The organism is Raineyella sp. W15-4 (assembly GCF_033170155.1).
GTDB lineage: Bacteria > Actinomycetota > Actinomycetes > Propionibacteriales > Propionibacteriaceae > Raineyella.
In genome coordinates this window covers 2540402-2557144 of record NZ_CP137079.1, presented here as the reverse complement: position 1 = coordinate 2557144, position 16743 = coordinate 2540402, and the positions used below count along the sequence as shown (strand labels likewise).

General features: G+C 68.7%; 12 protein-coding genes and 1 pseudogene. 6 read left to right on the top strand and 7 right to left on the bottom strand.

Translation table 11 applies throughout. The annotated features are described in order from the left end of the window. Window positions 1-13: 13 nt before the first annotated feature. Entirely contained in the window at window positions 14-1111 is a 1098-nt protein-coding gene (locus tag R0145_RS11915) for a sn-glycerol-3-phosphate ABC transporter ATP-binding protein UgpC (protein ID WP_317837053.1), read from the bottom strand. Window positions 1112-1270: 159 nt separating this feature from the next. Further along, entirely contained in the window at window positions 1271-2326 is a 1056-nt protein-coding gene (locus R0145_RS11910; protein ID WP_317840235.1) for a LacI family DNA-binding transcriptional regulator, read from the bottom strand. Between the two features lie 278 nt (window positions 2327-2604). Between R0145_RS11910 and R0145_RS11905 the strand changes: the two genes are divergently transcribed. The 4 genes from R0145_RS11905 (at window position 2605) to R0145_RS11890 (ending at window position 7755) form a co-directional block, all read left to right on the top strand. Continuing rightward, window positions 2605-3918: a sugar ABC transporter substrate-binding protein gene (locus R0145_RS11905; RefSeq protein WP_317837052.1), complete on the top strand. Its 1314-nt coding sequence runs from the start codon at window positions 2605-2607 to the stop codon at window positions 3916-3918. A gap of 138 nt (window positions 3919-4056) precedes the next feature. After that, window positions 4057-4974, top strand: coding sequence for a sugar ABC transporter permease (locus tag R0145_RS11900; protein ID WP_317837051.1), 918 nt, complete (start codon window positions 4057-4059; stop codon window positions 4972-4974). 5 nt (window positions 4975-4979) lie between these two features. Then, entirely contained in the window at window positions 4980-5798 is an 819-nt protein-coding gene (locus R0145_RS11895; RefSeq protein WP_317837050.1) for a carbohydrate ABC transporter permease, read from the top strand. 85 nt (window positions 5799-5883) lie between these two features. Continuing rightward, window positions 5884-7755, top strand: coding sequence for a glycoside hydrolase family 127 protein (locus R0145_RS11890; RefSeq protein WP_317837049.1), 1872 nt, complete (start codon window positions 5884-5886; stop codon window positions 7753-7755). Window positions 7756-7800: 45 nt separating this feature from the next. Here the strand turns inward: R0145_RS11890 and R0145_RS11885 are convergent, their stop codons facing one another. The 4 genes from R0145_RS11885 to R0145_RS11870 are packed head-to-tail and all read right to left on the bottom strand — an operon-like array spanning window position 7801 to window position 13746. Further along, window positions 7801-8745, bottom strand: a complete 945-nt coding sequence (locus R0145_RS11885) for an NAD(P)H-binding protein (protein WP_317837048.1) — start codon at window positions 8743-8745, stop codon at window positions 7801-7803. 11 nt (window positions 8746-8756) lie between these two features. Then, the gene (locus tag R0145_RS11880) at window positions 8757-9353 is read right to left on the bottom strand and encodes a hypothetical protein (RefSeq protein ID WP_317837047.1); all 597 of its coding nucleotides are present in this window, start codon (window positions 9351-9353) and stop codon (window positions 8757-8759) included. Then, window positions 9350-12394, bottom strand: a complete 3045-nt coding sequence (locus R0145_RS11875; protein ID WP_317837046.1) for an aminotransferase class I/II-fold pyridoxal phosphate-dependent enzyme — start codon at window positions 12392-12394, stop codon at window positions 9350-9352. The genes R0145_RS11880 and R0145_RS11875 overlap by 4 nt, the downstream gene beginning before the upstream one ends. Beyond that, window positions 12394-13746, bottom strand: a complete 1353-nt coding sequence (locus R0145_RS11870; RefSeq protein ID WP_317837045.1) for a polyketide synthase — start codon at window positions 13744-13746, stop codon at window positions 12394-12396. Before R0145_RS11870 ends, R0145_RS11875 begins: the two co-directional genes overlap by 1 nt. Before the next feature lie 553 nt (window positions 13747-14299). On the opposite strand from R0145_RS11870, the pseudogene R0145_RS11865 reads away from it, so the two are divergent. After that, window positions 14300-14494, top strand: a pseudogene (locus R0145_RS11865) (hypothetical protein); the annotation flags it as partial. Window positions 14495-14632: 138 nt separating this feature from the next. On the opposite strand, the gene glnA reads toward R0145_RS11865, so the two are convergent. Next, window positions 14633-16054, bottom strand: coding sequence for a type I glutamate--ammonia ligase (gene glnA / locus R0145_RS11860; protein ID WP_317837043.1), 1422 nt, complete (start codon window positions 16052-16054; stop codon window positions 14633-14635). 207 nt (window positions 16055-16261) lie between these two features. Between glnA and R0145_RS11855 the strand changes: the two genes are divergently transcribed. Continuing rightward, window positions 16262-16702, top strand: coding sequence for an RDD family protein (locus tag R0145_RS11855; protein WP_317837042.1), 441 nt, complete (start codon window positions 16262-16264; stop codon window positions 16700-16702). Window positions 16703-16743 lie beyond the last annotated feature (41 nt).

Here is a 16743-nt window from a genome sequence, read left to right as displayed (position 1 = left end):
ACGCAGCCTTCGTTCAGGAGATGCGTTCGGTGGTGCGGTGGGAGAAGACGTGCACGTCGGCGGGGTCGACGTGCAGGCGCACCTGGGAGCCGCGCTGCGGCGGGCGTCGGGTGGCCAGCCGGACGACGATCCGGGGCCCGTCGAGATGCTCGGAGGCGGCGTCCCCGGCGAGCGTGCCGTAGACGTAGGAGTCGGCGCCCAGTTCTTCCACCGTCTCCACGTCCAGCAGGATCCCGGTGTCGGTGTCGGACAGCCTGATCGCCTCCGGGCGGAAGCCGACGGTGAGGGTGGACTCGTCACCGGCCTTGGCCAGCACCTCGCGGGGGAGGTCGATCAGGTGGTCACCGATCCGCAGACCGCCTTCGGCCACATGGCCCTCGATGAGGTTCATCGCGGGTGAGCCGATGAATCCGGCCACGAAGATGTTGGCGGGCCGGTCGTAGAGGGCCAGCGGGGAGTCGATCTGCTGCAGGACGCCGCCCTTCATCACGGCGACCCGGTCGCCCATCGTCATCGCCTCGATCTGGTCGTGGGTCACGTAGACCGTGGTCACCCCGAGACGTTGCTGCAGTTCGGCGATCTGGGTCCGGGTGGTGACCCGCAGTTTGGCGTCCAGGTTGGACAGCGGTTCGTCCATCAGGAAGACCCGGGGATGCCGGACGATCGCGCGTCCCATCGCCACCCGCTGGCGCTGGCCACCGGACAGCGCCTTCGGCTTGCGGCTCAGGTACTCCTCCAGACCGAGCAGCTTGGCGGCCTCCAGCACCCGCTTGTCCCGATCCGGCTTCGAGACCTTCTGCATCTTGAGCGCGAAGCCCATGTTCTCGGCCACCGTCATGTGCGGGTAGAGGGCATAGTTCTGGAAGACCATCGCGATGTCGCGGTCGGCTGGGGCGAGGTTGGTGACATCACGCTCCCCGATGAAGATCTGGCCGGAGGTGACCTCCTCGAGTCCGGCGAGCATCCGCAGCGAGGTCGACTTCCCACAGCCCGAGGGGCCGACGAGGACGACGAATTCCCCGTCACCGATCTCCAGGTCGAGGCCATCGACGGCCGGATGGTCCGACCCGGGATAGATCCGGGTGGCAGCACGATAGGTGACTGTAGTCATGACTGTTGTCCTTCCACGGGCAGGTACGTGCCCGACGATCCGTAGTGGAATGATCCGGGACCAGGGTCGGACCCGGACGATCAGGTGGGGCACCGCTCTGATGGCGATGCGCAGGGGACCGGCGAGGGCATCTGGACCGCGGCATGCACAGGCCTCGGTTCAGCCGACCGTCGAACCGCGGACGACAACTCGGCAGGCCACCTTCTCGGTCCCCGCCGTGACCCGCCCATCCATGGCCTCGCTGAGACGCAGCGCAGCACGTCGGCCCAGCTCCTCCAGATTCATGTCCACGCTGGTCAGCGGGGGGCGTGAGCCTGTCGCCAGGATCTTCCAGTTGTCGTGGCCCATCACGGCGACGTCGTCGGGGACCCGTCGGCCCAGCTCACGCAGCGCGTCGATCGCGCCGCGGCCGATCTGGTCATTGCCGCACAGGATGGCGTCCGTGTCCGGGTGCTGGGCCATCAAGGCCTGGGTGGCTCCGCGACCCCACTCCTCGGTCCATGAGCCGAAGACCGCGCTGTCACCGGAGATGGCCAGGCCCGCGGCCCGTAGTGCCTCCTCAGCACCCCGGACGCGGTCGATCGATGCGCCGTAGCCGGGGTCCCCACTGATGATCCCGATCCGTCGGCGCCCACAGGTCAGCAGATGCTCCACTGCCAGCCGACCGGCGCCCACGTTGTCGGAAATGACGGACAGGTCGTCGGGATCCGTGGACGGAGCGTAGGCGTAGACCACGGGAACGGGCAGGTTGCGCCCCAGGGACGGGCGGGGGTCAGGACGTGCACCGACGATGATCAGACCGTCCACGCGTCGTTCCAGCAGGACGCTGAGGTGATGCTGCTCGCGGATGCCGTCACCGCGGGCATCGCACAGCAGGACCGAGACCTTGTTCATGCCGAAGGCGTCCTCGGCGCCCATCAGCATGGGGATCGAGAAGCGTCCTTCCAGATCGTGGGTGATCAGTCCGACGGTTCCGGTGCGCCCACTGATCAGGCTGCGGGCCAGGACGTTCGGTGAGAAGTCCAGCTCCTCGGCGGCCCGCAGCACGTTGCGGCGGGTCTGCTCGCTGACATCGGTCTTGCCGTTGATGGCCTTCGACGCCGTCGACACAGAGACTCCGGCTCGGTGCGCCACATCGGACAGAGTGGCGGTCCGGCGGCCGCGATGCGCCTCCGATAACTTTTTCGCTGGTCGGACGTCACTGGGTACCGACATCGAATCACCCATGTCGCCAACCATAACACCCGGCGGGGAGCCAGACCCGAGCCGAGCAGCTCAGAGTCGCGAAGACACAAGCGATGGCCGGCAGAAGGCGCCGTCCCTGTGGCGCCGGACACGGCCATCTCGTACGCCTTGACACCCCGCCCGGATGGTGCTTGCATTATCGCAATCCTTTTCGAAGATTTTCGAGGACGGGGCAGCCGTAGATCACCGCCGGCCGGTCCTCGTCCAGCGCAGAAGGGATGGATCTCAATGGAGAGAGAGGAAGAGCGATGATCATCAGACGCTCGAGGAGGCTCGCCGCCATCGCTGCGGTGGCCGTGCTGGCCACCATGGTGACGGCCTGTGGCACCGGATCGACCGGCAGCGGCGCGGGTGCATCCCAGAGTCAGTCGATCCCCGAGGCCGGAGTGGACGACGGGACCACGCTGACCATGTGGTCGCGTGCCCCGCTGGAGGCTCAGGCGAAGCACGCGGTGGAGGCCTACAACTCCACCCACAAGAACCAGGTCAGCCTGGAGCTGCTGCCCAACGACGACGTCGAAGGCAAGGTGGGGGCGGCCCTACAGACCAACACGCTGCCCGACATCCTGGCCGGCGACGTGGTACGGGTCCCCTACTGGGCCCAGCAGGGCATCTTCCAGGACCTGACCACCGAGATCAACGGCCTGCCCAACAAGGCCGATCTCCAGCAGGGCCACATCGACGCCGGGACGGTGAACGGGGCCGAGTACACGCTGCCCTTCGTCACCGACATCTCGGTGATGGTGTGGAACAAGGACCTCTACAAGCAGGCGGGCCTCGATCCGGACAAGGGTCCCAGCACTGTCCAGGAGTTCCACGACCAGGCCGCGGCGGTCGCCAAGCTGAACAAGAGTGGTGTGGCCGGCACCTATGTCCCCGGTCAGTCCGGCGGCGCCCTCGTGTTCCAGCTCTTCCCGATGCTGTGGGGCAACGGTGAACAGGTGCTGAGCCAGGACGGCAAGCAGTCGCTGATGGCCTCGGACTCGGCCAAGAAGATCTACACCGTCTATCGAGATCTGGCGAGCGCCCCCAACGGTGTCGGTGCCGGCTCGAAGGAGGAGACCGGCGCTACCTGGACCGCCCCGTTCCAGGACGGCAAGATCGGCGTGATGCCCTACCCGTACACGGCGGTGAGCTCGCTGTTCAAGAACTCCCCGTTCGACGTGGGCGTCGCTCCGATCCCTGGCGTCAACGGCGGATCATCGACCTTCCTCGGCGGCGACGCCATCGGTGTCACCCGCAGCAGCAGCCATGTGGCCCAGGCATGGAACTTCATGGCCTGGCTGATGACCGAGGACGCCCAGCAGAAGGTCTTCGCCGACAACAACGACACCGCCTCGAACCTGAAGGTGCTGGAGAGTGGGTACTCCAAGGCAGATCCTCGGACGGTCGTGGCCAACAGCACCATCAAGACCGGCCGGACACCGGTCTCGGTGAACTTCAACGAGGCCTTCAACGCAGCCGGCAGCCCGTGGCAGCTCCTCATCCAGCACGCCATCTGGGGTGACGGTTCCACTGTCGACGCCGACAACACGGCGATCACCACGGTCCTCGGGCAGTAGTCCGCCGCGTCCTGACACTCTGCGCGGTCGCCCGCGCCTGCCAGGCAGTTGTGGGCCGAGTCGGGTCGGTGAACCACCGGACCACTCGGCCCCGCGCCGATTCTAGGAGATTCGATGTCCGCGCAAGCGACACAGGTCATGACCGGCACACGGGCCACGGTGCGCCGGTCCTCGGCGGAACGCCGGGACAATCAGCGTGGCTGGGCCTGGGCCATGCCCACCACCCTTTTCCTCCTCATCCTCTTCATCGCCCCGGTCATCCTGGTGGTGGTCATGTCGGTGTCGAAGTGGACACTGTTGGGGGGAGACACCGGGACCAACTTCCCCGACAACTTCACCAAGGTCCTCTCCGACCCGCTGCTGCGCCAGTCCACCTGGTTCACCCTGAAATACACGCTGCTGACCACCGTGGTGCTGATGCCGATCGCTCTCGGCCTGGCGTTGCTGGTGCAGGAGGCCCGGCGCTGGAACAACATCCTGCGCACCGCCATCCTGTTGCCGTCGGCACTGGGTATCGCCTCGGCATCGCTGCTGTTCTACGCCCTGTACTCCCCACAGATGGGGCCGATCAACCCGATCCTCGCGAGGACCGGCCTGATGGACCTGAGCTCCTCGGTGCTGGGCACGCCCGGCGGCGCGCTGTGGGCGACCGTGATCCTGGTGGTGTGGCGATTCGCCGGCTACTACATGCTGCTGACGATGGTCGGACTGCAGGCCATCCCTGCCGACGTCTATGAGGCGGCCAGGATCGACGGCGCCAACCGGTGGAACACCTTCCGCAGCATCACCTTCCCGCTGCTGCGGCCCACGATCGCGATGACGATGATCATGTCGATCACCGGCTCCCTCCTCGCCTTCGAACAGTTCTACATCCTCACCAAGGGCGGGCCGAACAACTCCACGATGACCGTGGTCCTGCTGATCTACAAGTACGCGTTCGAGACCAAGAAGGATCTGGGGATGGCTGCCGCGCTGTCGGTCCTGGTGCTGATCGCCCTGGTGGTCCTCAACGCTCTCCAGCTGCGCGCCATGGGCGTCGAGGACGAGGAGGACTGAACGCCATGAAGAGCCTGTCGTACCGTCGCCTGCTGTTCTATGTCCTCACCGGCCTGCTCGCCGTGATCTTCGTCGCCCCGCTGCTGTGGGCGGTCATCAGTTCGGTGTCCCCGCATGCGGGCACCTCCCAGCTCAATGGTGTCGGATTCAGCAACTATCTGACTCTTGCCGGTTATGGGCTCGGGATCGGTGTCTACCTGAAGAACTCTCTCGTCGTGTCGACCGTCACTGTCGTGACGAAACTCGTACTCTCCTCGACCGGCGGCTATGCATTCGCACGGTACCGGTTCAGAGGAAAGCGGACCCTGTTCGTCCTGGTCCTGTCGATCATGATGGTGCCGTACGCCGCACTCCTCATTCCGCTGATCGTCTGGATGCAGACCATCCACCTGCAGAATTCGCTGGTCGGTGTCGGCCTGGTGCTCGCCCTGTTCCAGCTCCCGTTCGCCGTCTTCATGATGAGGAACTCCTTCGCCGCAGTCCCGAAAGAACTGGAGGAAGCGGCCTTCATCGACGGCTGCAACTCCTTCAGTGCTTTCCTCCGGATCATGCTTCCCCCGGTGCTGCCCTCGCTGGTCACGGTCGGCCTCTTCTCGTTCCTGGCTGCCTGGAACGACTTCATGGTGTCGCTGTACCTGCTGAGCATGCAGCACGCCCCGCTGCCGCTGGCCCTGGTCAACATGAGGCAGCAGACCATGGGGGTCATCGACTACGGCTTGACGACGGCCGGCGTGGTCGTCCTCACCATTCCTGCCGGCATCCTCTTCCTCGCCCTCCAGAAGTACTACATCAAGGGTTTCACCTCCGGCGCTGTCAAGGGCTGACGCCGTCCGTACGGACCGTCTCCCGGGCACTGTCGCCGTCTTCTTCCAGGAAGGTCAATCAGTCGTGAACGCACCCATTCGTCGCGTGGCATCCCCCGTTTCCCCGTCAGTGGGCACATTCCACCCGGTCGGTATCGATGCCGTCACCATCTCCGACGGTTTCTGGCGAGAACGCCAGGAGATCAATGGCCGAACGACCATAGCGCACTGCCGATCGTGGCAGGAACGCCTCGGCTGGATCAACAATTTCACTCTGGTCGCCGCGAAGGGAGGCGGCACCCGTCAGGGCAGGGAATTCTCGGACTCGGAGATCTACAAGCTGCTGGAGGCGATGACCTGGGAGTCCTCCCGACCGGGGGGAGAGAACCATGAGGAGTCCGTCGCCGAACTCGCCGCGGTGATCGCGGGGGCTCAGCAGCCCGACGGCTATCTCAACACGCGATTCGGCACCCCGGGGGAGTCACGATACCGAGACTTCGAGTGGGGTCACGAGCTGTACTGCTACGGGCATCTCATCCAGGCGGGCGTCGCCCGGCTCCGCACCGGGCACGATGACGGGCTCGCCGAGGTGGCACGCCGGGCCGCCGACCACGTGTGTGCCACGTTCGGCGACACCGGGGTGCAGGCGATCTGCGGACATCCCGAGATCGAGACCGCCCTGGTCGAGCTGTCCCGCGCCACCGGCGAGTCGCGGTACCTGGACCAAGCCCGACTGTTCGTCGAACGCCGCGGGCACGGCCTTCTCGCCGAGGGCGAGTACGGCACCGCGTACTGGCAGGACGACGTCCCCTTCCGGGACGCCGACGCACTGCGGGGGCACGCGGTACGAGCGCTCTACCTGACGGCCGGCGCGGTCGATGTCGCCGTCGAGACCGATGACACCGAGCTGGTGGACGCCGCCCGTCGGCAGTACGACGCGGCGGTGGCCCGGCGCACCTATCTCACCGGCGGGATGGGCTCCCACCACCAGGACGAGGCCTTCGGTGAGGACTTCGAGCTGCCACCGGATCGGTCCTACTGCGAGACCTGCGCCGGTGTCGCCTCGATCATGGTCGCCTGGCGGCTGCTGCTCGCAACCGGCGACGAACGGTACGCCGACCTCATCGAGCGGACCCTGTTCAATGTCATCGCCGCCGCGGTCTCCGAGGACGGCCGGTCCTTCTTCTACGCCAACCCCCTGCAGGTGCGAACCGCCGCAGCGCCCGCCGACCCGGACCGGGTGAGCAAGCGGGCCAGCGCCCAGCTGCGGGCACCCTGGTTCGACGTCTCCTGCTGCCCGCCCAACATCGCCCGTCTCCTGGCATCGCTGGGGACGTACGTCTTCAGCACCGGCTCCGGCGGCGTGCAGGTGCACCAGTACATGCCGTCCCGGCTGGACACCCTCCTCGACGACGGACGACACCTCGTGCTGAGCGTGGACACGACCTACCCCCTCCAGGGCCGGATCACGATCCGGGTGGAACAGGCGCCGGCCGGCCGGCTACGACTGGACCTACGGATCCCGTCCTGGGCGGAGGGCGCCACCCTGGACGGGCGGCCGGTCACCGGAAACGTGGCCAGCGTCGAACGGGAGTTCCACGACGGTGACGAGATCGATCTGGTACTGCCGGTATCACCGCGCGTCACGGTGGCTGACGACCGGATCGACGCGGTCCGGGGATGCGTCGCGGTCGAACGCGGCCCGGTGGTGCTGTGCCTGGAGTCGGTCGACCTGCCCGACGGACAGCCGATCGACGGGGTCAGACTCGACCCCCGGCTCGGCGTGGCCGACCGCGACGGTGGCGCGATCGGGCATGGGCATCTGATCACCCGGGAGCCCGCCCGATGGCCGTATCCGTCGGATCCGACCAGTCGGACCGGGAAGCGGATCGAGGTCCCTCTCGTTCCCTACCACCGGTGGGGCAACCGGGGACCGGCCACGATGCGGGTGTGGATCCCGGCCGACCAACGCTCCTGAACGCCCACGACGACCGGGATCCCACCGGTGGAAGATGTCAGCGGGTCACTGGGCAGGGGCCGTTGTGTTGCCGAACTCCTGGTCGAGCAGCTCGCCGACAGTGCCCGCCGGCCCCCACCCGAAGGCGGTCCGGAAGCGGGTGTCGTCGACGAGGAAGTCGCGGTCGCTGAGGTAGGCCATGTCGTTCGAGGCCTGCGCCAGCGGGCTGACCCAACCGGCCACCGTCAGCACTGCCTTCGGGAGCGCCATCGCGGTGATCTCGTGGCCGGAGCGTTCGGACAGCAGCCGACAGATCTCCCGGCCGGTGACCGGCTGGAGGGCCGGCAGCAGCCAGGTCGGCTGCGCCGTACGGTCCTCGCGGGTGGCGAGGGTGACCAGCGAGCGGGCGACCTCGTCGGCGGAGGCGTAGCTGTGGGCGGTGTCAGGGTCGCCGATCCACGGCAGCCGGGTACGGCGGTCGCCGGCCCGGGCGGCCTTCTCCAGGGCGCTCCAGCGGACCAGGGTGGTCTCGACGCCCCGGCCGAGGAAGTCGGCGGCCCGGGCCACGGTGATCGGTGTCCCGGCCCCACTGGCCTCCTCCAGGATGTCGTTGACCCCGGCGCGGACCCGCCCCATCCGGGAGCAGGGCGCGATCGGGCTCTCCTCGTTGATCGGCGTCGTGCTCACACCGTACGGGTAGCAGTTGTCGAGCCAGACCAGCGGGACCTCGGCGGCCCGCACGGCAGTGACGGTGGATCGGGTCAGCGGCACCCAGGTCTTGCTCCAGGCAGCGATGGTGTAGGGGAGCCCGAGGGTGGCGATGACCACCTCGGCGTCGCGGAGGGCCGCGGTGAGCTGTTCCGGGTCGGAGGCGTCGGCGGTCCGCCAGTCGACCGGTGGGGTGGCCGGTGAGTGTCGGGAGACCCCGACCACTTCGTGGCCGTCCCGGTGGGCGACCTCGACGACGCGGGCGCCGATCTGGCCCGTGGCGCCGATGACGACGATGCGCATGGTGTTTCCTCTCAGGGGTTGGCAGTGGGGCTGGGAATCGCTACACAGCAGGTCAGGTCGCCGAGACACCGGTGGGTCAGCGACACGCCTGCGGCGAGCGGTGGGCGGAGGGACGTGAGGCGGGGCCGGCCGGCGGGGGAGAGCAGGCGTCCGCGGGCGAGTTTGGTCAGCGCCTCCACCGCGGTCCAGACTGCCAGCTGAGTGGGTCCATCCCCGAGGGGGGAGGACCCTGGTGTTCCCCCCGGATCCGGCAGCAGGGCCTGTTCCGCCGGGGTGAGCACCAGGGGCAGCGCCGAGCGGATCGAGGCCACCCGCCGGTCGGCGCAGAGGTCGAAGCCGATGGCGCTGTCCGGGCCCGCCGTGGGGTGCACCGCCAGCCCGACCCGGCCGGCCTCGTGGGACGCCGAGACCCGGCGCTGCTCGGTGCCGACCCGGCCGGTGACCCGGACGAGCGTACGGTCGACGACCTCGACCCGGCCCCGCCGGGCGCCCGGGGCGGCCAGGGCCGCGGCGAGACGCTCCAACAGGGCCGGGTTGTCGGTCCAGTGACCGGGCCGGTCGGGAGCGATCACCACGATCGCCCGACCGACCCAGGTCACCGCGGTCACGCGGTCGCGCCGACGAGGGTGGCCTCCGAGATCTCCGCCAGCGCCTCGAGCGCGGCGTCCAGGTCCCGCCGAGTGTGCACGGCGGTGATGAACACCCGCAGCCGGGCGAGTCGTTCGGCCACCGCCGGCGCCAGGATCGGGTTGATGCTGAGCCCCTTGCGGTAGAGCTCGTTCGCGACTCGGAGGGTGCGGGCGGAGTCGCCGTAGATCACCGGGACGATCGGCGTTCCGGCGCCGTCGCCCCAGTCGAGGCCGAGCCGGTCGACGCCGGCCCGGAAGTAGTCGGCGTTCGCCGCCAGCCGCCGGACCCGCTCCGGCTCCCGGCGCAGGACCCGCAGGGAGGCCAGCGCGGCGGCGGTGTTGGCCGGCGAGAGCCCGGCGCTGAAGACCAGGCTGGACAGGTTGTAGCGCAGGAACTCGACGAACCGGTGGCTGCCGCCGATGTACCCGCCGCAGCTGGCCATCGACTTCGACAGGGTGCCCATCAGGATGTCCACCCGGGCCGGCGAGACGCCGGTCGCCTCACAGATGCCGCGTCCGGTGGCCCCCATGGTGCCGAAGCTGTGTGCCTCGTCGACCATCAGCAGCGCCCCGTAGCGCTCCTTCAGCGCGACGATCTCCGCCAGCGGGACGGTGTCGCCGTCCATGCTGTAGGCGCCCTCGACGCAGATCAGTGCCCGCCGGTAGCTGCCCCGCCGACGCGCCAGTGCCGCGCCGAGGGCCTCCATGTCGTTGTGCGGGAAGCTGTGCCGGGCTGCCCCGCTCGCCTTGATGCCCTGCTGGATGCTGTCGTGCGCCAGCCCGTCGTGGAAGACGATGTCGCCACCGGCGACGACCTGCGGCACGATCGAGGCATTGGTGGCGTGTCCGCCGACCAGCACCACCGCGTCCTCGCTGCCGAGGAAGTCGGCGATCTCGCGCTCCAGCTCGTCGTGCAGCGGACGGTTGCCGGACAGGATGCGCGCGGCGGAGACCGAGGTCCCGTACCGGTGGACCGCGTCGACGACCGCGGCCTGCACCTCCGGGTCCTCGGACATGCCGAGGTAGTTGTACGAGCTGAACGAGATCATCGGGTGCCCCTCGATCTCGGTGTGGTTGGAGATGATCCCGTCGTGCGGCAGGTAGTAGGGGATCAGCGTCTCCGCGGCCTGGAACTCGGCCTGCTTGCGTTCGAAGGCCGCCAGCTCCGGGAACGACGCCAGGGTCCGCTCGCAGCTGTCCGGCAGCACGAATGCCTCCGGCGTGGGTCGGGTGACCGTCGCGACGGCCGGTCCGGCGGAGGCGCCGACCGCCCGGGCCAGCTCCTGGGTGAGGTCGTCCAGCGTCCGGACGTTCTCCAGGGCGAGCTCCCCGACCCGCAGGTCCGGCACCTGCTGGGACAGCCGGCGCAGGGTGTCGGCCATCAGCAGCGAGTCGAAGCCGAGGTCCTCGGCCAGCCGACCGCCGCGGGCGATCTCGGCGACCGGGGAGGAGGAGGCCTCCGCCATCGCCGTCAGCAGTGCGGTCCGGATCGCCTCCGGCGAGACCGCCGCGGACTGTGCGGCCGGGGCCGTCTGCGCGCCCGGGGTCGGGGTGGTGCCGGTGGTGTGGCTGGGGCTGGTCACGCTGGTGGTCCTGTTCGTGGTGGGGGCGGCGTGCTGCGGTGCGACGGCGGGCAGCTTGATCACCGAGTGCCGGTCGAGGCGTACGTCCTGCAGGCGCCAGCGGGCGGCGACGCCGTTGTGGGCCAGCACCGGGGCGAGGTGGATCCCGGGCATCGTCACGAACAGCCGGGCCAGGTGGTGCAGCACCGTGTCGCGGCTGTCGCTGGTGCCGCCGAAGCCGACACCGACGAAGGACAGCTCGGGGTGGTCGTGGCGCAGCATCCTGATCAGCGACTCCCCGCCGGACAACTGGACGACCACGTCCGGCGCCTGGGCGAGGATCTCGGCGCCGGCGGCCCGGAAGTCCACCGGGGTGGTGACCTGGTCGGCCAGCAGGTCCCGGATCGCGGCCGGGTCGGCCTCCCGGCGTCCGGACACCGTCGAGACGAAGTGTCCGACCGGCGCGGCCATGGTGGCATCCGCCAGCAGCGCGGCGAAGCCCTGCTGACTGCCGGCCATCAGCGGCGTGTGGAAGGGCCCCTGGGCGGGGAGCGGGGTGGCGACGATGCCCGCGGCCCGGCAGGCGGCCACGTACGGCTCGAGCGCCGCCTTGGTGCCGCCGTACACCGTCTGGTGGCCGTCGTTCCAGCACGTCGGGTAGACCTCGGGGGCACCCTCGGCGAGGGCGCCGGCCTCCTCCCCGGAGCACCGCAGCGCGACCATGCCGTACTCGCCGTCCGACAGCTGGGCGCGCATGATCCGGCCACGGTCCGAGGCGAGGCGGACGGCATCCTCGGCGGACAGGCTGCCGACCGCGTGGAGCGCGGAGAACTCGCCGACGCTGTGCCCGGTCGCCAGGTCGGGGCGGACACCCAGTCGGGCGAAGAGCTCGGTCGCCGCGACGCCGAGCACGGTCAGTGCGGTCTGGGCGGCATCGGTCAGGTTGATCGCGGTGCTGTCGAGAGGCGTGCTGTCGACGTCGGTGTGGTCCGGGGCACCGGACCAGCCCGCCGTCACCAGAGGCTGCAGCCCGGGGACGACCGAGGAGTCGAGCAGCTGGACGCAGCGATCTGCGAAGACCGGGTCGAGGTCGGCCAGGACGTGCTGGTCACCGACCCGCTGGGCCCCCTGACCGGGGTAGACGAAGGCCACCCGGAGGGGGCTGTCGGTCACCGTGGCGGCGTACCAGTGCGCCGGGTCGGCAGGGTCGTCGGTGAGGTCGGGGAGCAGGTCGGTCGCCCGGCGCAGCGCCCGACGGGCCTCCCCGACGGTGGCTGCGACGATGGCGAGGCGGTGCGGTCCGGGCGTGACGACCGCGAGCCGGGCCTGCAGGTCGGCCAGGGAGATGTCGTGATTGGCGTGGTCGTCGAAGGAGTTCAGGACGGTCTCACAGCGGGCCCGGAGATCGTCGGCGGTGGTGCCGGAGAGGAGCAGCAGGGAAGGGTTCATCACGTTCATCACAGGGTTCCTTCGGGATGGGAGACGAGCAGGTGGCCGTTGGCCCCGCCGAATCCGAAAGAGTTGATGGCGATGCGCCGTACGTCGCGGTTGCGGTCCCGGTGGCCGGCCACGTGCAGCCGGGTCGATTCGAGGCCCGGGTGCACCCCGGTGCGCACCGGGGGCTGCGGCGGGACGGTCTGGTGGCGGATCATCTGCACGGCCTTGACCATCGAGAGGGCACCGGAGGCGGCCAGGGTGTGGCCGGCGATCGCCTTGACCGAGCCGATCGGCAGGCCGGGTCCGGCGGGATCGGGATCGGTGCCGGCGACCGAGAGGATCTCCTGGGCGTCACCGACGGTGGTGCCGGTGCCGTGACCCTCGATGTAGTCGACCGGCAAGTCCCCGCCGGCGCGCCGCCGGGCGGCCCGGATGGCGCGCACCTGTCCCTCGCTGGTCGGGGTCATGATGCCGGGGGCACGGCCGTCGGAGCTGGCTCCCCATCCCTCGATCACCGCGTAGATCGGATCGTTGTCGCGCCGCGCCAATTCGAGGTTCTTGAGCAGCAGGAGGGCACCGCCCTCGCCGAGGGTGAAGCCGTCGGCCGCGGCGGTGAAGGGCTGGCAGCGCCCGGTGGGCGACAGGGCACCGACCTGGGCGAAGGCGATCAGGACGTCGGGGGTCAGCGCCACGTAGACGCCGCCGGCCAGGCATTCGTCGACCTCACCCGACTCGATCAGGGTGCAGGCGAGGTGGATCGCGGTGAGTCCGGAGGAGCAGGCGCTGTCGACAGAGAACGAGGGCCCGTTGAGGTCGAACTGTTGTTGGACGACCGATGGGATGATGTTGTTCAGGACGCCGGACATCGAGTAGCCGCCGATCCGTTGGATCGCGGACGACGCCCCGGCCATCAGGCGTTGCTTCACCTCGGGGTCGTCGACCCCGAAGGACCCGTCGGTGGTCATCCGGGCGATGACCGGTGCGACGGTGACCATCCGGTAGTCGTTCGAGCTCACCCCGACAATGGTCCCGATGCCGCGTCCGGCGACGGACTCTGGGGTCCGCCCGGCGCGGTCGAACGTCTCCCGGGCCAGGGTGAGGGCGAGGCGCTGCTGGGGGTCCATCCCCCGTGCCCGCGCGACCGGGATCCCGAAGCCGGCCCGGTCCCAACCGTAGGGATCCTCCAGGGCGGCCATGGTGTTGGTGTACGAGGTGAAGGGACGGCTGCGTTCGTGCGAGAGCACGGAGTCCTCCCGCCATCGATCGAAGGGGGCGGGGGCGAACTGTGGCACTGCACCGGCCACGATCTGCCAGAACTCGTCCGCATCGGAGGAACCGGCGGAGCGTGCGGAAAAGCCAACCACTGCAATCATGCGATTCTCGATTCTGGAGCGCAACAAGCCACTCCTGCGCACCGCGGTGGTGGTTCCGGTAAATATTGCGGAACATGCACGCCACTCGGTGTGGCCCTGCACCGGAGGCGACGTCGCAATCCACATACGGGTCTATCGAGGCAAGGTGAACGTACTCAACCCGAAGTTGACGTCCTCGTGACGGGCGTGCGAACGCGGAAATACCGCTGACCTAACCGAAAGTATACATTCCGGGGCTGGGGGAACAGGGCCGGCGGGGCTCCTCGACGTCCGTCATCGGCCGTTGTTACGACGAGGTCACGGCCAGCGGTGGAGAGCCGGTGCCCGGTCGGCGGATCCCGGTACGGGGCTGCCGGTACGCCTGTGAACGCGCTGGGAATCTCTCCGAGGCCGCAGTAGGAGTGCCGAAGACCCGGAGGGCAGGGAGCGGCGAGCTGGTCCTGGGCCCGCGGAGTGGCGCGTCGAACTGATCAGATGCCGGAGTAGTGACTGGGTTACCCCTGCTGACCTGCGGAAACGTCGCTGATCATGGCGCTGGGTACGCTCGACCGCCGACAGATCCGTCGGGGGCATGATGAACGAGTTCGCGTTCCTCGCCGACGTACAGCGCAACAACGGCCCAGGCGGCCTCGACCTGGGGGAGTTGTCCCGCGACCTCGCCCGTGTGCCGTGCGGCCCGCTCTGCGAGTCCCACACCTACCCCGACGCCGAGCTGCACGCCTTCCTGGCGAGCCTCGGGGACGCCTGACCGCCGAACCCTTTTGGGGGTGCACTGGGTACGCACGACAACGAAAAACGGCGCCTGCCGTTGGAAAACGTCGAAAGGCGTTTCCGCAGGTCAGGCGCCGTTTTCGGCGACTACTGACAGAGGCTGAAAAGCCCCAAATCAGATGTCGAAGTAGAGGTCGAACTCGTAGGGGTGCGGGCGCTGACGCAGGGCGGCGATCTCGCCCTCCTTCAGCTCGATCCAGGTCTCGATCAGGTCGGAGGTGAACACATCGCCGGCGAGCAGGTACTCGTGGTCGGCGCGCAGTGCGTCGAGGGCGCCCTCCAGCGAGGCCGGAACGGTGGCGATGTCGGCGTGCTCCTCGGGCGGCAGCTCGTACAGGTCCTTGTCGATCGGCTCCGGCGGCTCGATCCGGTTCTGGATGCCGTCGAGGCCGGCCAGCAGCATCGCCGAGAAGGCCAGGTACGGGTTGGAGGACGGGTCGGGGCAGCGGAACTCGACGCGCTTGGCCTTCGGGTTCGGGCCGGTGATCGGGATCCGGATGCAGGCCGAGCGGTTGCGCTGGGAGTAGACCAGGTTCACCGGAGCCTCGAAGCCCGGCACCAGGCGGTGGTAGGAGTTCGCGCTCGGGTTGGTGAAGGCGAGCAGCGACGACGCGTGGGCCAGCAGGCCACCGATGTACCAGCGGGCGATGTCGGAGAGACCGCCGTAACCGTTCTCGTCGAAGAACAGCGGCTGGCCGTCCTTCCACAGCGAGGAGTGCACGTGCATGCCCGAGCCGTTGTCGTTGAAGACCGGCTTCGGCATGAAGGTGGCGGTCTTGCCGGCCTCCCAGGCGGTGTTCTTGATGATGTACTTGAACTTCATCACGTCGTCACCGGCGGACTGCAGCGTGTTGAACCGGTAGTTGATCTCCTGCTGGCCGGCGTTGCCGACCTCGTGGTGCGCCCGCTCGAGGGTCAGGCCGGCATCCTCGAGATTACGGACCATGTCCTGGCGCAGATCGGCGAAGTGGTCGACCGGGGCGACCGGGAAGTAACCCCCCTTGGTCTTCACGTGGTAGCCGCGGTTGCCACCCTCCTTGGCGGTGCCAGTGTTCCAGGCAGCCTCCTCGGAGTCGATGTGGTAATAGCTCTCGTGTGCGTTGGTGTCGAAGCGCACATCGTCGAAGATGTAGAACTCGGCCTCGGGAGCGAAGAACGCGGTGTCGGCGACGCCGGTCGACTTCAGATAGGCCTCCGCCTTCCGCGCGATGTTGCGCGGGTCGCGGCTGTAGGGCTCCTTGGTGATCGGATCGTGGACGTAGAAGTCCAGGACCAGTGTCTTCGCCTTGCGGAACGGGTCGATGTAGGCCGTGGTCGGGTCCGGGAGCAGAGCCATGTCCGACTCGTGGATCTTCTGGAAGCCCGTGATCGAGGAGCCGTCGAACGCCAGGCCTTCCTCGTACGCGTCCTTGTCGAACGACTTGGCGGGGACCGCGAAGTGCTGCATGACGCCGGGGACATCGCAGAACCGGACGTCGATGACCTCGACGTCCTGTTCCTTGACGTAGGCCAACAGGTCGTCAGCTCCCTGGAACATAGCGCCTCCGAAATGGTAGGTAGTGGTGAACTGCGTGATCAGCCTAGGAATGACGGATTTCTCGGCCGTTGCATGGCTATTGCGGACATGTTACGGCTGGCACGTCGTGGCGCGGCCGGCGGGGGACCCTGATCAGCGCGGCAACGATCGGGGAGGACCGTGATCGGCGACGTACGGGTCGCCGCCGGCGGACGGTAGCCTGTCCGGGTGACGAACACCACCTCGGGACCCACCCGCGATCAGGACTACCCGGGCCGTTCCCTGGGGCTGCCCGCCGAGGGGCGCGGTGCGCTGGCCTCCTGGGGGCAGCGGATCACCGCCCTGATCGTGGACTGGGCGGTGGCGATGCTGGTGGCCGCGCTGATCACCTGGGGGGCCGTGCTGTCCAGCACCGGGCCGGAGAAGTTCGCCACGCTGATCGTGTTCTTCATCGAGAAGGCATTGCTCACCGGGCTGACCGGCTCCAGCCTCGGCCAACGCGTCGTCGGGATCGGGGTCACCCGCGTCGACGGGCGCCCGGTCAGCTTCTGGGCGGCGATCGTCCGCACCCTGATGGTCTGCCTGGTGCTCCCCGCGGTCGTCATCGGACCGGATCGGCGCAGCCTGAACGACATGATGCTGCGTACGGTCGTGGTGAAGCGGCGCTGACCGCCCGGCCCGGGCCGGGGGCAACGCCGCTTCGCTTCAGA

Excerpts from the sequence above, each read along its gene's own strand:
- R0145_RS11885 (WP_317837048.1), bottom strand. The coding sequence starts at position 8,745 with ATGCGCATCGTCGTCATCGGCGCCACGGGCCAGATCGGCGCCCGCGTC.
- R0145_RS11915 (WP_317837053.1), bottom strand. The coding sequence starts at position 1,111 with ATGACTACAGTCACCTATCGTGCTGCCACCCGGATCTATCCCGGGTCG.
- glnA (WP_317837043.1), bottom strand. The coding sequence starts at position 16,054 with ATGTTCCAGGGAGCTGACGACCTGTTGGCCTACGTCAAGGAACAGGAC.
- R0145_RS11895 (WP_317837050.1), top strand. The coding sequence starts at position 4,980 with ATGAAGAGCCTGTCGTACCGTCGCCTGCTGTTCTATGTCCTCACCGGC.
- R0145_RS11905 (WP_317837052.1), top strand. The coding sequence starts at position 2,605 with ATGATCATCAGACGCTCGAGGAGGCTCGCCGCCATCGCTGCGGTGGCC.
- R0145_RS11900 (WP_317837051.1), top strand. The coding sequence starts at position 4,057 with ATGACCGGCACACGGGCCACGGTGCGCCGGTCCTCGGCGGAACGCCGG.
- R0145_RS11870 (WP_317837045.1), bottom strand. The coding sequence starts at position 13,746 with ATGATTGCAGTGGTTGGCTTTTCCGCACGCTCCGCCGGTTCCTCCGAT.
- R0145_RS11875 (WP_317837046.1), bottom strand. The coding sequence starts at position 12,394 with ATGAACGTGATGAACCCTTCCCTGCTGCTCCTCTCCGGCACCACCGCC.
- R0145_RS11910 (WP_317840235.1), bottom strand. The coding sequence starts at position 2,326 with ATGTCGGTACCCAGTGACGTCCGACCAGCGAAAAAGTTATCGGAGGCG.